We start from the raw sequence: 15,864 nt of genomic DNA on the forward strand, positions 1-15,864 counted from the left end.
GGATATCAGGATTGCGATGCCAGAATGCCCGCCGCGACCCGTTGCTGTTGGCGTTCTGCTACTTGCATCACATCGGGTCGCTGCATCAATTGAGCCAGCGTGACGTCGTTAAGAAAATGGCGAATTTGCGCCGATAGATCACACCATAAGTGGTGTGTCAGGCAGGTATCCCCCTGCTGGCAGTCTGAAAGCCCCTGGCAGCGTGTGGCGTCGACGGTTTCGTTAACCGCATCAATCACCTGGGAAACGCTGATGCTGTCCGGCGCGTGGGCGAGGAGGTAACCGCCACCCGGCCCCCGCACGCTATTCACCAACCCATAGCGACGCAGCCGTGCAAACAGCTGCTCCAAATACGACAGCGATATTTCTTGACGCTGGGAAATATCGCTAAGGCTGGTGGGCCCATGCTGGGCATTCAGTGCCAAGTCCAGCATGGCGGTTACGGCGTAACGCCCTTTGGTAGTCAAACGCATGACAGGTACCTCGACGCCGGTGGCTCAGCGCTAACGGCAAATGTAATGCCATTATGGGAAAACCCGAGTGCTTTGGTCAACCATTGCCCGATGAGGTGTCCTGCTCGGTCGAGGCCGTTGATCGGGTGTGTTTTGCTGAATCCGAGCAGGCAGCGTCTGCTTCATCCAGGATGTCGGCGAAATCTTCGTCGCGTAGCGCCGGTAGCTGGCCATCCCGGTAGCTGGCATCCAGTTTACGAAGCGTCGAGCACATCCGTTCGATGCGTTCGTCCACCGCGTGCATGTGATCCAGCATGGCCTGCATGGAGCGGGCGACAGGATCGGGCATGTCCTCGCTCACGCCATAGGCATCAAAACCAAATTTCTGGCAGATCGCCTCGCGGCGAGCCGGGTCGACGTCCAGGGCTTCTTCGACGTCCGGGTCGGCACGCTTCACCACCTTGCCGGGAATGCCGACCACCGTCGCCCCGGCTGGGACTTCCTTGGTGACCACGGCATTGGAGCCGATTTTAGCCCCCGCGCCGACGGTAAAGGGGCCGAGGATTTTCGCGCCAGCGCCGACGATCACGCCATCCCCCAGCGTTGGGTGGCGTTTGCCCTTGTGCCAGCTGGTGCCCCCCAGCGTAACGCCCTGATAGAGCGTTACGTCATTGCCCACTCTGGCGGTCTCGCCAATCACCACGCCCATGCCATGGTCAATAAAAAACCGCCGCCCGATGGTCGCGCCGGGATGGATTTCTATGCCCGTCAGCCAGCGGCCAAACGTCGAGATTGAACGCGATAGCCACTTGAGGTTTTTTTTCCACAGCCAGTGACTGCAGCGATGCAGCAGCAGCGCATGAAGCCCGGGGTAGTTGGTCAGCACTTCAAGAAAGTTGCGGGCGGCCGGATCGCGTTCAAAGACGCTGTTGATATCTTCACGCAGGCGTTGAAACATGGGGATCCCTTGGGCGTTGGCAGTTCACTTCGTCACCGGGCGGTTTTGACCCGCATCGCAGGGTAATTAAGCGCAGTAGACGTTTGATATTGGGGGCGTATGACGCTCTCTTCAAGTCTAGCGCCTCACTCACGTGGCTGCTTGTGCTGTGCCGCCTTTTCGGTGGCGGATAAAATGCCGCGCAGAATATTCATTTCCATCTGTTCAGGGCGGGCGCGCAGATAAAGACGCCGCAGGCGCGCCATGAGCTGACGGGGCTTTTCAGGGTCATGGAACCCGATGGCTATCAGCACCCGTTCCAGGTGCTCGAAATAGTTTTCAAGGGCCGCATGGGACGCCAGATCATCGTCTGCCTGGGACACCGTGACCGGTTGAGCCGTAGCGGTTGGTCCACTGGCGCTCTGTTCATGGCTAGCTTGAGACAGCCAGGCCATGCGGCATTCGTAGGCGAGCACCTGAACGGCCGCCGCCAGGTTAAGCGAGCTGAAATCGGCATTGGTGGGGATATGCACGTGAGCATGGCAACGCTGAAGCTCGGCGTTGGTCAGGCCGCTGTCCTCGCGGCCAAAAACCAATGCCACGCGAGACGCGGCTGGCTGGCACTCAGCGGGCAGGCGGTCGGCCAGCTCACGGGGAGTCAGCATTGGCCATGGCAGGGTACGTGACCGGGCACTAGCACCCACCGCCAGCGTGCAGTCCGCCACGGCGTTTTCAATGCTTTCGAACACCTGGGCGCTGTGGAGTAGATGGTCGGCCCCCGAGGCGCGGGAAATGCTGTCTTGTGTGATGACGTCGCAGCGCGGCGCCACCAGTGCCAGGTCAGCGAGCCCCATATTATGCATGGCGCGGGCCACTCCCCCGATATTGCCAGGATGACTGGTGCCAATAAGTACAATGCGGACGCGCTCAAGCATGATAAAACCCGACCCCTGAAAGCGGAAAAGGCGCAGTTTACCATGAGTCGATAGCATGCCCGATAGCGGTCTGCTAGAATTGCGCGCCATAGGCGATGTCTACGCCTAACGTTCTTTAACATCACTGTGACAAGGCCCAACCATGAATCCGATGGTCCAATTTACGCTGCGCGCGGCGCGTAGCGCTGTTGAGCATTTTTTGAAGGTGCGCGAGCGCATTGAAAATGCCCACGACGAATTCAACCTCGACAAGCTTCTTGAAGACACGGCGCGTAAAGCCGAGGGAACAATTGTTCAGCAACTGGAGCGTGGTTATCCCCAGCACGGCGTCATCGGTCGCTACACGACCTTCAAGCCCGGGCAGGATGAAAGCGAAGATATCGTCTGGAAAATTGAACCATTGCACGGCTATTCCAACCTGGCCGTGGCGGGTAAGGGCTTTGCACTGTCAGTGGTGTGTTTGATTAAAGGTCGTCCCGAGCATGCGGTGATTATCGCCCCCTTTGCCGACGACGAGTACATCGCCAGCCGTGGCCGCGGTGCCCAGTACAACGGCAAGCGTATGCGGGTTAGCCAAGCCAAGGCGATCAGCGCTACCCGCCTGGCGATGAGCCTTCCCGAAGCGTGGCTGCGCCCCCGTCTGTTACCTGCCTACTTGACCATTACCCAGCAGTTGGCTCCCCAGGTGGATACGCTGGTGGCCACGGGCAGTGGGCTATTGGATATCTGCGAGCTGGCGACGGGTCGCGTTGATAGCGCCTTTGTGCTGGGTCTTGAAGAGCAGGATCTGCAGGTGGGCAGCCTATTGTTGAAAGAAGCCGGTGCATTGATGGGGACCCCGGATGGGCAACCCAACGTAAAAGCCGAAAGCCAGCTGTTAGCCGCTGGGCCGCGTCTGTATAAATCGATTATCAAGCAGCTTGCGCCACACGTTTAAGTCCTAACCATCTAAACGCGATTATCAAGACGCCGTCATCAAAACAAAACGCCCCTGCCGTGGATAACGGCAGGGGCGTTTTTTTGGAAGCATTACCTGGCCGATTAGGGCAGCTCTTCCTCTTCTTCGTCGGTTTCTTTCTGTGGTGGGATCAAGTCTTCGCGCGATAGCTTGAGCGGGAGCAGCAGGGCACCAGAGACATAGATGGATGAAAATGTCCCCACCACAATACCTACCAGCAGGGCGATAGCGAAGTTTTGGATCATGTCGCCGCCCAGCAATAACAGGGCAATGAGTACCAGCAGAGTGGTGCCTGAGGTTGCCAATGTCCGCGAAAGTGTGGCGTTGATCGCATCGTTGAAAATTTGCGGCATATCGTCAATGCGCGACATACGGATTTCTTCGCGCATGCGGTCGTATACCACAATGGTGTCATTAAGCGAGTAACCGATGACCGCGAGAATCGCCGCCAGTACGGTCAGGTCGAAATCGAGCTGAAATATGGCGAAAAAACCGACCACGATAATGACGTCATGCATCAACGCAAGCAGTGCACCAATGGCGAACTTGTATTGGAAGCGAAGCGCCACGTAGAGCATCACCACACCCAGCGCGACCAGCAGACCCATACCGCTTTGGTCACGCAGCTGGTCTCCCACCTGGGCGCCGACGAATTCGGCGCGTACCAAATCAACGCTCGCGCCATCGCCTCTCAGTAAGCTGACAACCTGATTGCCGATTTCTGGGTCGAAGGCCTGGCGCAGGCGTATCAGTACTTCGCTGGAAGCGCCAAAGGTTTGTACGGCGACGTCTTCAAAGCCGTTGTCTTGCAGCAGTTGGCGTATCGTGTCGAGAGCAGGGGCTTCGGCATAGCGCACTTCAATCAGGGTGCCGCCCGTGAAGTCCAGGCCTAGATTCAGCTGCTGGAAAAAAATCGCGCCAATCGACACGATCAGCAGGACGGCAGCGACGATGAACGCCAGTTTGCGGCGCCCCATAAAGTCGATTTGCCGTTGTGTTAAAGGTTTCATGACCACCTCGTGAAATCTGGGCTGAGCATTGGCGTTAGATCCACAGCTTTTTGACGGGCTTGCTGCCGTAGGTCAGGTTGACCATGGCGCGCGTCACCAACAGTGCGGTAAACATCGAGGTCAAAATACCGATAGACAGGGTGACGGCGAAGCCTTTGACCGGCCCGGTGCCAATCGAGAAAAGAATGACTGCGACCAGCAGCGTGGTGATGTTGGCGTCGACGATCGAGGTGAATGCCCGCTCGTAACCCGAGTAGATCGCCTGGTGAACCGACATGCCATTGCGCAATTCTTCGCGTATTCGCTCGAATATCAGTACGTTGGCGTCCACCGCCATGCCCAACGTGAGCACGATGCCGGCGATCCCTGGAAGCGTCAGCGTCGCTCCCAGCATCGACATGACCGCCACCAGCAGCGTCAGGTTAAGCGCCAGGGCAATGTTGGCGAAAATGCCAAACACCTTGTAACGCACCAGCATAAACAGCGCGACTAGCAGTAGCCCAATTTGCACCGAAAGCAGTCCGCGCTCGATGTTGTCGGCCCCCAGGCTTGGCCCGATAGTGCGTTCCTGCACGAAGTAGATGGGGGCGGCAAGCGACCCCGAACGCAGCAGCAGGGCAAGCTCAGCGGCTTCGGTGGGCGACTCAAGGCCGGTAATGCGGAAGCTGTTACCCAACGCGCTCTGAATCGTCGCCAGACTGATCAGTCCACGTTCAACGTAGGGTTCGCGAACCGTGGTCTCTTCACCATCTTCTATCACCGTGCGATCTTCGGTTTTGTGCTCGATGAACAGCACCGCCATGTTGCGCCCGATATTACTGCGCGTGGCGCGGTTCATCAGGGTGCCGCCGGTGCCATCCAGGTCGATGTTGACCTGTGGACGTCCGTTTTCGTCAAAGCTGCGGCTGGCGTTTGAAACGCTGTCGCCGGTGACGATGACGTCGCGCATCAGATCGGCTGAACGTGATGGTTGATTACGGAAGCTGAAGCTTTCCGTTTCGTTGTCGGGTGCGTCAGGGCGCGCCTCCAGGCGGAACTCCAGGTTTGCTGTCGCGCCCACGACGCGCTTGGCGGCCACGGTATCCTGTACGCCGGGTAGTTCGACCACGATTCGGTTGGGCCCTTGGCGTTGCACCAATGGCTCCGCGACGCCTAGCTCGTTCACCCGGTTACGCAGCGTGGTCAGGTTTTGATTGATCGCGTAGTCCTGTATTTCATTAACCAAGTCGTCGGTCAGTGACATCACCAGACGCGCTGCGCGGCCTTCTTCTTCGCTACTGTATTCAAAGTCGGGGAATTCGCGGCTGATCATGCGGCGCGCTTCATCGCGATCTTCTTCGCCTGCGAAGTCAATCGACAGGCTGCGCTCGTCTATCTCGGTGTTGCGATAGCGAATGCGCTCGCTACGCAGCATTTCGCGGACGGCGCTGGCGTTAACTTCCAGCCGCTGGGTTAGGGCCGCTTCCATGTCCACTTCCAGCAGGAAGTGAACGCCGCCGCGCAAGTCGAGGCCAAGCGTCATTGGCGAGGCAGAAAATGCCTGCAGCCAGCCGGGGGTGGCTTCGGCAAGGTTAAGCGCCACCGTGGCGTCATCACCCAGTAGGTCACTGGCGATTTCCTTGGTACGCAGCTGATCATCAGAATCAGACAGGCGAATCAGCCACTGCTGGTTGGTTTGTTCGATGGACTTGATTGCGATGTCGGCTTCATTGAGGGCGCTTTCGACACGCTCAATTTCGCTTTCATCCAGCGTTTCGCCGGTTTCGGCGCTACTGATTTGGACAGCGGGATCTTCAGGAAACAGGTTGGGAAGTGCGTAGATAAGGCCGGCCACTAAAACGGCCAGTATCAATAGATACTTCCACAGGGGGTAACGGTTGAGCATGCAAGCCCTGCCTTCAATTACAAACGGAATGCTGCGCATAGACATACCATGCGCAGCAAGGTTCACCATCGTGGATACCATGTCACCCCTGCCGGGATGGCTGGCATTAAGGCAGGGGTGCTACATCATTACATTAGATGGACTTGATGGTGCCCTTTGGCAGCACGGTGGCAACGGCGTTTTTCTGCACGTTGACCTCGGTGCCTTCGGCGATTTCCATGGTCAGAAACTCATCGCTCACCTTGGTGATACGGCCTACCATGCCGCCGCCAATGACGATTTCATCGCCTTTGTCCAGGTTGCTGATCAATTGCTTATGCTGCTTCGCGCGCTTGGCCTGGGGGCGCCAAAGCAGGAAGTAGAAAATCAGCACAAAACCGACCAGCATCACGATTTGCGCAATACCACCGCCAGCACCGCCTGCTTGGGCGTGGGCTGGTGAGATGAAGAAATCCAGCATTGCAGAGAACTCCTGGGTTATAAACTCAATGATTGAGCAAGAAAAAGCGCCCGCTAATACGCGCGCCGATTAATTCGCAAGGGGAGGCACCGACAGGCCGCGCCGTGCATAGAAGCCTTCCACAAAGTTCGTCAATGTACCCGCTTCGATTGCCGCGCGCAAATCAGCCATCACCCTTTGATAGTAACGCAGATTGTGGATGGTATTGAGCATGGAGCCAAGCATTTCGTTGCAGCGGTCAAGATGGTGCAAGTAGCCACGTGAGAAATGCTGGCAGGTATGGCAATCGCAGTCTTCTTCAAGCGGACGGGTATCAAAGCGATGGACGGCGTTGCGGATCTTGACGGTACCATCAGCGGTAAACAGGTGGCCGTTGCGCGCGTTGCGCGTGGGCATCACGCAGTCGAACATATCCACGCCGCGGCGTACGCCTTCCACCAGGTCTTCGGGCTTGCCGACGCCCATCAGGTAACGGGGCGTATCGTCAGGCATCCAGGTGGGCAGATAGTCGAGCACCTTGATCATTTCTTCTTTGGGCTCGCCGACGGATAAGCCGCCGATCGCCAATCCATCAAAGCCGATATCGAGCAGCCCTTTCAGCGAGCGTTCGCGAAGCTCGGGGTGCATGCCGCCCTGGATAATGCCAAACAGCGCCGAGGGCGAATCGCCGTGGGCGTCCCGCGAGCGTTTGGCCCAGCGCAGCGACAGCTCCATGGATTTCTCGGCTTCTTCAAACGTCGCCGGGTAGGGCGTGCACTCGTCGAAGATCATCACCACATCGGACCCCAGCGAGTGTTGAACCGCCATGGACTCTTCCGGGCCCATAAACACTTTGCTGCCATCCACCGGCGAGCGGAAATGCACGCCCTGCTCGGTGATTTTGCGCATCTCGCCCAGCGAGAACACCTGAAAACCGCCGGAATCGGTCAAAATCGGCTTGTCCCATTGGGCAAAGTCATGAAGGTCGCCATGGGCTTCGATAACCTCGGTGCCGGGGCGCAGCCATAGATGAAAGGTATTGCCCAGGATGATCTCGGCACCGATCTCTTTGACGGAGTCAGGCGTCATGCCCTTGACCGTACCGTAGGTGCCCACCGGCATAAAGGCAGGTGTTTCTACCGTTCCCCGCGGGAAGTGAAGGCGGCCCCGGCGCGCGCGACCGTCCTCGGCCAGGCGCTCAAAGCGCATAAAGGATTCGTTTCGCATCGTTGTTACTCGTTCAGAAAGCGGTTAAAGCGCGACAAGATTAGCGGGTCAGCAGCATGGCATCGCCATAACTGAAAAAGGCATAGCGCTCGTCAACCGCCGCTTGATAGGCGTGCATGATGTTATCGTAACCTGCGAATGCCGAGACCAGCATTAACAGTGTTGATTCGGGCAGGTGAAAATTGGTGATCAGCGCATCCACGCAGCGCCACTCATAGCCCGGGTAGATGAAGATATCGGTATCGCCACTGAACGGGGCAATCTGGTTGTCTGGGCTCTTGAGGCAGGCGCTCTCCAGGCAGCGCACGCTGGTCGTGCCCACCGCAATCACCCGCTTGCCCGCTGCCTGTGTGGCGCGCACCTGCTGGCAGGTGTTTTCTGTCACCTCAATCCACTCGCTATGCATATGGTGTTCATGAATGTTGTCCACACGCACCGGCTGGAAGGTGCCAGCGCCGACGTGCAAGGTCACAAAGGCGCTGTTGATACCTTTTTCCGCCAGCGCATCGAGCAGTGGCTGATCGAAGTGCAGGCCAGCCGTAGGCGCTGCCACCGCGCCATCGCGCCGGGCATAAACGGTTTGATAGCGTTCGCGGTCGCTTAGCTCGTCTTCCCGGGTAATGTAGGGTGGCAGCGGCATATGGCCGTGCTTTTCCAGTAGCGCAATCATTGGCGTATCGCCTAAAAAGCGCAGTTCGAACAACGCATCGCGGCGGCCTTCAACGACGGCGTGAATATCGCCTTCAAAGATCAGCTCGGTGCCGGGCTTGGGTGACTTGCTCGAACGGATATGCACCAGGCCACGGTGCGCATCCAACGGTCGCTCAAGCAGCATTTCCACCTTGCCGCCGCTGGCCTTCTGGCCGTGCAGGCGCGCCGGGATCACCCGGGTATCGTTGAATACGAGCAGGTCGCCGGGCTCGAGGAGCTCAAGCAAATCGGGAAAACGGCGGTGATCGAGCGCACCGCTCTGGCCATCTACGCACAGCAAACGGCAGTCGCTACGCTGTTCAGACGGGTAACGGGCGATAAGCTCGTCGGGTAGCTCAAAGTGAAAATCCGCACGCTGCATGTAAAAGCTCTATATCGGTGACCAAACGGGCGGCATAGGATAGCGCTTTACGTGGATAAAGTCAGTCAATGTGATTGACCTAGAAGGTGATCTACGTATAATGCGCAGCCATTGCCGGTGTGGCGGAATTGGTAGACGCAGCGGATTCAAAATCCGCCGCTGTAACAGGCGTGCCAGTTCGAGTCTGGCCACCGGCACCATCTTTAAAATTAGGCACTTAAGTGCCTTTTTTTGTGTCTGAAATTCCTGCTTTTCCTTCCTGTAAATTCTCTTGTGTCCACTTTTTGTCCACCGTGATTTTCGGCGCGTACTTAATCGCGTCGGCTAGGTGGTCGGGTGACAGGTGGGCATAACGCATTGTCATGGCAATGGTCTGGTGCCCCAGGATCTTTTGTAACGTCAGCACATCCCCGCCGTTCATCATGAAATGAGAGGCAAACGTGTGGCGTAAAACATGGGTACGTTGGCCTGTGGGTAACACGATGCCTGCTTTTAAAATGGCTGTGGAAAACGCTTTGTAGGCTGGGTTTGGAAAAAGTCTTCCAATCCTGGGGCCGTGAGCTAATAGCGCTTGATAGAGATCTTGGGGAAGCGGGATGGTTCTATTTCTGCCGTTTTTGGTACCGGTGAAAGTGACACGGCCATTACGTAGCATCTCAGCTCGCAAGTATTGAGCTTCGCTCCATCGAGCTCCCGTTACCAGGCACAAGTGAGTGATAAGCCGTACATCGGGGTTATTTGAGTCGTCGAGGGCTTCGAAAAGGGCACTGATATCCTCGGGGGTGAGGTACGAGAGTTCCTTCTCATTCAAGCGAAGGGGTTGGACTTTGGCGAAGGGGTTTCCGTCGCTCCACTCGTCCAGCTTGATGAGCTTATTAAATACGGCCCGTAAGTGTGCCTGGTCGTGATTGACGGTGTTTGGGGTAATACCCGCTTCAAGGCGCTTTTGCCGAAGCTGTGTCGCGTCTGCAGGGGTGATCGTGGTAGCAAGCGGGTTGCCCATCATATCGGCCAGTGCATTCAGCTGAGAGTAACGACGGTTACCATCTTTGAGTGAAACACCGTGGTAGTTATACCAAAGCTGAATCAAATCTTTCAGGCGGCGTTTGTCGCGCTTTTTGGGCTCGTAAGGTTCACCAATCGCCGCTTGGCCAAGCACATAGCTTTCAAAACGTTTGGCCTTGGCTTGTGAAGGCAGAGTTTTGCGAACCCGTTTCCCTCCAACGCCATTGGGGCGAACATCGACCTGCCAGCCGTTTTTGACTTTCTTAATGGTCATTACGCTGCCTTCCCTACCAATCGTCGCTCGATCAGCTTCTGTTCCACGATCTGCCGGAATTGACCGGAGTCGACGCCCCTTCGTCGGTAGTATTCGGCGAGGTCTTCCCACATGCCGGAGCGTTGGAGGTAGCGGACGGCTTCATGGGTGCGGAAGCCTTGGCGGGCGTAAATGCTGATGAGGTTGCCAAACGCCAGGGTGACGTTTTTTTCATTGCCCAAGCCTGGTGTTTTGCGAGCGCGCTTGTACATGAACGCGGGTTCGTGGCAGTAGAAGCGGGCGTCTTCCTGCATGACCTGCCAAGCGGGATCGATCAGGTTGCGGCGAGTGTCCAGGCGGTAAGACTGCATGGCGGTTCGCCAGAGGCCGGAGAGGTGGGGTACCACGTCAATGAAGCGGTTGAAGCCGTGAGAGGCGTCCAGGACTTCGCCAGTATCGACGTTGCAGGGGACGCCCTGGGCAAACTCCCGTAGCACGGATTGATGAAAACGCAGTTCGATACGCCAGACGGTTTCGTCGGGATCGTAAGCACCGCTTAGGTCGTCGTTAACGGCGTGTTTCCAGATGCCTTCCCAAAAGTGCATCTTGTCGCGGTGTTTGGCTTCCAAGGTCTTGTTGTAAATCGCGCATTGCAGCGCCCCTGCCGTTCCAAACATGTAGGTTTCACCGCGGCCATAGGTGGTGGCAATGCTGCCGTGGGAAAACTCCAGGTCTTCAATACCGTCGATCCGCATGATCTTTTTAGATCGGGTGACGAAGCGCTGCATAAAGTCGGTGGGGGGTTCCCAGCCCTGGACGTCCAAGGCGAGGTGAATGGCACAACCGACCGGCTCGACATAGGCGAGCATGTGAGCGGCGATGTTGTACATGAAGTCTTGGCACTGCTGGGGGCTGCGCTCCTGGATGAAGTGCGGGGAGAGCTCAATTTTCAGGTGGGTGCCGATGTTTTCAATTTTGGTGTGTCGTGCCTGGAAAAAGACGATCACGCCTAGCTCGTTGTTCTGGAGGCGATAGCGGAAGCCGGAACCGGCTGCGCCGGCCCCCACTGACCATTCCACATCAAAGAGGCGCATAGTCGCGCCTTTGCCTTCGTTGTACACGGTGATGATTTCATCGAATTGGCTTAGGCAGGGCTTGCCCTGGTATAGCTGACGTACGGTGTCCACGCCTGCATTGAGTAAGCGAATATGGTCTAGCTCACGCTGACCCGCCGAGCTGATTAACAATTTTCCAAACGGGTCTTGCTCGCCTTTCTCAAGGGAGGCAATCGAATAACGGTTCCAACGCTCCATGAGCTTTTTTCCTTAAAAATCCAAAATGCTGAAACGTGCTGTAGTGAGCCAATAACTCGGGTTTGGTTGTCACTCTGCGAGACGTGTTACAGGGAGGGTCTCGACCTCTTGATGCCAGCGAGTTGCCACAAGACCGGCCACGGATGAAGTGGCGTTTTGGTCGGTGACGCGCTGATTCGCATCAAAACGAGGGAGCACCGTTGCCTGTAACAGCACATGGAGATTGGTGCGTTGGGTGCTGGTGGATTCGTTCTTAAACAACCGTCCAGCGAGGGGTACCTCTGATAAGCCTGGAACGCCGGAGACCTGTGATCTGTCGTCCTGTGACGATAGGCCGCCTAGTAAGAGGGTTTGGCCGGAACGGATTTGAACGGTGGTATTGATTTGCCGTTGATTGGTAATGATATCAGAGGCTAACAGGGAATCGGTAAGCGAATCGGCTGACGTGGTGATATCCATGATCACCAGACCCGAGGCAGTGACGACAGGCAGCACGTTCAGACGGATACCCACATCACGGCGCTCGATGGTCTGGAAGGGATTATCCACGTCGGCGGATTCGCCCGTTACGCGGCCGGTGACGAACGGGACATTCTGGCCGATGGAAATAATGCCGCGCTTGCCGGAGAGGGTCAGAATTTGCGGTGTGGATAACACGTTAGAGCTTGAATCACGCTGCAAGGCATTAATGGCAAACGCTAATACGTTGCCGTCGAAAATGCCGAAGGTGCCGCCGGTACCACTTAATGAGGTGCCCAGGTTATCGGTATTAAAGCCGCCTACCACATCGCCACCCGTGGCCTTGCCCAGCGAGACGCCTAAATCAAAGGTGTCGCCGTCCGTGGTTTCGAAAATCACCGCCTGGATCAAGATTTGGGGGTGTGACACGTCGATATCGGGCACTAGGTTTTGCAGCTGGGTCAGTTGCTTCTCTGGGCCCTTCGCCAATACCGCATTGGAGGCGTGCAGCACTTGAACACGCGGCGGGGTACCGTCCCCTGATTGCTGGGTCAAAAAGCTGGTGATCAGTGGTGAGATATCGTCGGCGCGTACGTTATCGAACTGGAACAGGTGGGTGGCCTGGGGTTCGGGTGGTTTTTCTAACGTGGGCGGTGAGGCGATCACGTCGCGGGGATCGGTCGGACTGTCAGCGCGTTGAGACGTTGACGCTTGGCTGCTGGGGGCCACAGTGGGCGGATTGCCAGGCAGAATGGTGTAACCGTGGCTTGAGAGGACGCCCTGGAAGAACTCATCCAGTTGATGATCCGCCACGTCGGGCGCGTAGACGGTCAAGGTGCCGGTGGCCTTGGGGTGAATCGCCAGCGGGGTATCGGTTTGTTCGACGTACCAGCGCACAAACTCCCGAATATCGGTGTCCTGCATCTGCACAGGCGTGGCGTGAGCGGTGATCGAGAGGGTAGCCAGGGTGATACCGGCGACGGTGTTAGCAGCGAATTTCAGCATGGGAGACTCCATTTTCTACGCGAACAAGGCAGGCGCTAACGGGGACGATGTGAAAGCCTTGGCGGGCGAGATCGTCGGTGGTTAGGGACTGGTGGTCGCTATCAATGAGGCGGTAGGTAATTTGATCGCCGAGCTGGGTAAAGCTGGCGATACGGGTGTTGCTAAGGTCGGGTAGTTCAGGTGGTGCAGGCGGTGGCGTGTCGTCCTGAGAGCGAGCGTTAACGCGGTCGGCGACCAGGACCGACACGGTAAGGAACGCGCCCAGGGCAAACGACGCCAGGGAAAGAATTGGACGGTTAAAGCGCTTCCAATAGATGCGCGTCATCTTCATGTAGAACCTCGCATCCCGAGGCACGCGGAACATGCCGTGGGTGTACCAGGGCGGCAACAGGGAATACGTGCCGTGGGGGTAGTTGTCGGAGAAGGCTTGTTTGGTGTCGTAAGCGGGGTAGAGCGCGCGGCCGGTATAGGTCCAGCGTTCCACGGTGAGGCTTTGCGGTGAGTCGCCGTATTTGACGATGCCCAGGTGAACCTTGGGCAGCGGTATTTTTTTGCCCATGAACAGGGAGTAAAGCGCGCCGACAAAGGGGACGGTGACGCGATCCAGGCGGCGGCAGTAGACCACGTGTTCGGCAAGGGCGACGCGGGCCTGCTTGTCCATGATCGACAGGTCCTGGATCAGGAAAATGATATCCCAGCCCAATTTCCGCGCATGCAGGAACCAATTAATCACGTCCTGGCGGCTTTTATCGTTCCAGGAACGGGCGTTGAACCAGGTGCCGCACTCATCCAGCACCAAGAGGCCGTTGTTGCTTTCGTCGTAATCCTCGGTACCCGTGCCGATGGACTTCAGGTCATCAAGAACCGGTTTATCAGGGATACGAAAACAACGGGTTTGTTTGGCCTTTTCGCCAATCAGCTGATCCAGGTTCAAGTCCAGGTTGGTGGCGACCTTGCAGCCCTGGACCAGTTTGTCCTTGATCTTGCCGACGGCGACCAGGGTTTTACCGGCGCCCAATTTGCCGGTGACGACGTAGACAGCCATTAGAGAACGGGCCTCCCTTGCTCCCAGTCGATCAGCTGCTTTTTCTGCTGGAAGACCCACACGGCGATCTTGCTGCTATAAATCGCGGCCATGCAGGCTTCAAAGTTGTTGGGTTTTATCGCGCCGATGCCCTGGGCAAGCTCTGACGGGAGGGTCGCGCTCAGACCGTTGATAATCGCGGCCAGGGTTCCCCCCAGGGCGACCAGGAGCGTGATATACAGCGTTGTCCAGACCAGCATGCCCGCGAGGCGGTTGGTAAAGCGGGCGGCGATGCGGGTGATGAACCATTCCAGGACGCGGGAGAAAAAGCCGATAATCGCGCCCATGCCAAGTAATGCAGGCAAAGCCATTTATGCGGTCCTCTGACTGGAGCGGAAGAAGGTGTCCACGACGCTAACGACCGTCCAGAAATAGACGATCCAGGTCAGCCATTGCTGGATGGTGGTGAACGCACGACAGGAAATTTCCATGGGGCCAAACTGCATGGGGGTGCAGCTGCCGGAGGGGAGCGAGGGCAAGCGGGAGGTGACCTGTTCAGCGATGCCGGAGGACTCCCCATCGCCGATCTCATCCATCAAGCCGCGTACTTCGTCGCCGTACTCGGCTTCCTCCTGGCTGACACCGTCCAGGGTTTCATCCATGCCGGAGGAATCGAACAGATCGTCACCGCTGCCCAGGTCTTCGGTGAAGGTGTCGGCCAGATCATCGACAAAGCCATCCAAGGCGTCGGTGATACCCTCCAAGAGGCCATCGGCTGCCCCGTCTATGCTGTCGGAGAGAGTATCGGTTTGACCGTTAATCGCGCCGGTAATGTCGCCGGACATGGCATCAATGGCGGATTGGTTGGCTTGGCCAGCTGAACCAATGGCTTCGATAATGCCGGATTCATCAAATTCAAAATCCGGCACGCTAGAGCCGCCATCGGACCCGCCACCAGAGCCACCATCGGAACCACCGCCGTTATCGGTGCCATCATCGCCGGAACCGCCGTCACTTCCGCCTGAGTCATTACCACCGGAACCACTGTCGTTATTGTCGTCGGGGTTGTCGGGGTTGTTGGGATCAGAGCCGCCAGTATCGCCACTATCGTCACCATCGCCACCACCAGAACCTCCGCCCGAGCCACCACCCGAATTAGGGTTGCTATAGGTGTTGCCGTCGGGGCCGACATACTCGAAGTAATCAGGCGCTGAGTCCCAATCGACCATGTAATCAGTGTCACCGATAGTGACGCAGGAAGAATTATCAGAACAAGAAGAATTACCCAGCGGAGTTAAGTAATCGGGGGTATTAAATTCAGTAACGGAAAAGGTGCCATCTGAATCGCCGTCAGGCCAAGCACCGTTTAAAGCGGAATCTTCCGTCCATGTGCCGTATTCATCGGTCGATGTGGATTCAATCGAAACAATGCACTCGCCGGAAGCATCGCAGGCTTCAACGCCCCCTGTTGATGATACCGAACAAGCGCCGCCATGGGTCTTAAAGGAACCGCCTGCATTCAGGGCGTTAGCAGCACCAGATGAGACGCGAATGGTTGAGCCATTAGACGATGAACATTGTTCATCAGTTAATTGGGGCAATGCTTCGGGATTACTTTCCAAATAGTTGCAGTATTCAGAGCCTGAACAGCCATAAGAATCAATAGAGCGAAATGTTTTAACATTAGTCTGGCCACCCGTCTCAGGGAACATCGTTCTATATCTACAAGTATATTTACCAGAACCTTTATAGGTAGCGCCAACAAATGAGTTATAAGCACCAGTGCTAGAGTTTACAGAGATACTACTAATATAAGCGTTACAGCCCTCAGAAGGACTACTATAACCAGGTTGATAAAAATATGGATCAGCAGACACACAACATGAAAAC

15 protein-coding genes and 1 tRNA gene are annotated in these 15,864 nt (G+C 56.8%); 2 read left to right on the plus strand and 14 right to left on the minus strand.

The window, feature by feature from the left end; all coding sequences use genetic code 11:
- Window positions 1-5: 5 nt before the first annotated feature.
- The 3 genes from iscR to HXW73_RS03085 form a co-directional block, all read right to left on the minus strand.
- A complete protein-coding gene (iscR, locus tag HXW73_RS03075) occupies window positions 6-473 on the minus strand; it encodes a Fe-S cluster assembly transcriptional regulator IscR (protein ID WP_186254844.1) in 468 nt (155 codons plus the stop codon).
- 76 nt (window positions 474-549) lie between these two features.
- Window positions 550-1,410 (minus strand): serine O-acetyltransferase, encoded by an 861-nt coding sequence (gene cysE, locus HXW73_RS03080; protein WP_186254845.1) that lies wholly within the window; start codon window positions 1,408-1,410, stop codon window positions 550-552.
- Between the two features lie 125 nt (window positions 1,411-1,535).
- Window positions 1,536-2,324: an RNA methyltransferase gene (locus HXW73_RS03085; RefSeq protein WP_186255891.1), complete on the minus strand. Its 789-nt coding sequence runs from the start codon at window positions 2,322-2,324 to the stop codon at window positions 1,536-1,538.
- A 142-nt stretch (window positions 2,325-2,466) separates the two neighbouring features.
- Here HXW73_RS03085 and HXW73_RS03090 point away from each other — a divergent pair, with 142 nt between their 5' ends.
- Window positions 2,467-3,261: an inositol monophosphatase family protein gene (locus HXW73_RS03090; RefSeq protein ID WP_186254846.1), complete on the plus strand. Its 795-nt coding sequence runs from the start codon at window positions 2,467-2,469 to the stop codon at window positions 3,259-3,261.
- A gap of 104 nt (window positions 3,262-3,365) precedes the next feature.
- Here the strand turns inward: HXW73_RS03090 and secF are convergent, their stop codons facing one another.
- The 5 genes from secF to queA form a co-directional block, all read right to left on the minus strand.
- The gene (gene secF, locus HXW73_RS03095) at window positions 3,366-4,292 is read right to left on the minus strand and encodes a protein translocase subunit SecF (RefSeq protein ID WP_186254847.1); all 927 of its coding nucleotides are present in this window, start codon (window positions 4,290-4,292) and stop codon (window positions 3,366-3,368) included.
- 34 nt (window positions 4,293-4,326) lie between these two features.
- Window positions 4,327-6,177 (minus strand): protein translocase subunit SecD, encoded by a 1,851-nt coding sequence (secD, locus tag HXW73_RS03100; protein WP_186254848.1) that lies wholly within the window; start codon window positions 6,175-6,177, stop codon window positions 4,327-4,329.
- A gap of 133 nt (window positions 6,178-6,310) precedes the next feature.
- On the minus strand, window positions 6,311-6,637 hold the full coding sequence (gene yajC, locus HXW73_RS03105) for a preprotein translocase subunit YajC (RefSeq protein WP_066321865.1): 327 nt from the start codon (window positions 6,635-6,637) through the stop codon (window positions 6,311-6,313).
- A 69-nt stretch (window positions 6,638-6,706) separates the two neighbouring features.
- Entirely contained in the window at window positions 6,707-7,825 is a 1,119-nt protein-coding gene (gene tgt, locus HXW73_RS03110; RefSeq protein ID WP_186255892.1) for a tRNA guanosine(34) transglycosylase Tgt, read from the minus strand.
- A gap of 58 nt (window positions 7,826-7,883) precedes the next feature.
- A complete protein-coding gene (gene queA / locus HXW73_RS03115; protein ID WP_186254849.1) occupies window positions 7,884-8,915 on the minus strand; it encodes a tRNA preQ1(34) S-adenosylmethionine ribosyltransferase-isomerase QueA in 1,032 nt (343 codons plus the stop codon).
- A gap of 113 nt (window positions 8,916-9,028) precedes the next feature.
- On the opposite strand from queA, the gene HXW73_RS03120 reads away from it, so the two are divergent.
- Window positions 9,029-9,115 (plus strand) — tRNA-Leu (locus HXW73_RS03120).
- A gap of 17 nt (window positions 9,116-9,132) precedes the next feature.
- Here the strand turns inward: HXW73_RS03120 and HXW73_RS03125 are convergent.
- The 6 genes from HXW73_RS03125 to HXW73_RS03150 form a co-directional block, all read right to left on the minus strand.
- Entirely contained in the window at window positions 9,133-10,194 is a 1,062-nt protein-coding gene (locus HXW73_RS03125; RefSeq protein ID WP_186254850.1) for a phage integrase, read from the minus strand.
- Window positions 10,194-11,486: a hypothetical protein gene (locus HXW73_RS03130; protein ID WP_186254851.1), complete on the minus strand. Its 1,293-nt coding sequence runs from the start codon at window positions 11,484-11,486 to the stop codon at window positions 10,194-10,196. The genes HXW73_RS03125 and HXW73_RS03130 overlap by 1 nt, the downstream gene beginning before the upstream one ends.
- A 69-nt stretch (window positions 11,487-11,555) precedes the next feature.
- Window positions 11,556-12,950 carry a secretin N-terminal domain-containing protein gene (locus HXW73_RS03135; protein WP_186254852.1) on the minus strand — a complete coding sequence of 465 codons (1,395 nt, stop codon included), beginning with the start codon at window positions 12,948-12,950 and terminating at the stop codon, window positions 11,556-11,558.
- Window positions 12,931-13,995 (minus strand): zonular occludens toxin domain-containing protein, encoded by a 1,065-nt coding sequence (locus HXW73_RS03140; protein ID WP_186254853.1) that lies wholly within the window; start codon window positions 13,993-13,995, stop codon window positions 12,931-12,933. Before HXW73_RS03140 ends, HXW73_RS03135 begins: the two co-directional genes overlap by 20 nt.
- On the minus strand, window positions 13,995-14,345 hold the full coding sequence (locus tag HXW73_RS03145) for a DUF5455 family protein (protein ID WP_186254854.1): 351 nt from the start codon (window positions 14,343-14,345) through the stop codon (window positions 13,995-13,997). The genes HXW73_RS03140 and HXW73_RS03145 overlap by 1 nt, the downstream gene beginning before the upstream one ends.
- Entirely contained in the window at window positions 14,346-15,575 is a 1,230-nt protein-coding gene (locus HXW73_RS03150; protein WP_186254855.1) for a hypothetical protein, read from the minus strand. It abuts the gene before it with no gap.
- Window positions 15,576-15,864 lie beyond the last annotated feature (289 nt).

Origin of the sequence: Halomonas sp. SH5A2, assembly GCF_014263395.1 — a bacterium.
In the GTDB taxonomy this organism is placed as follows: domain Bacteria; phylum Pseudomonadota; class Gammaproteobacteria; order Pseudomonadales; family Halomonadaceae; genus Vreelandella.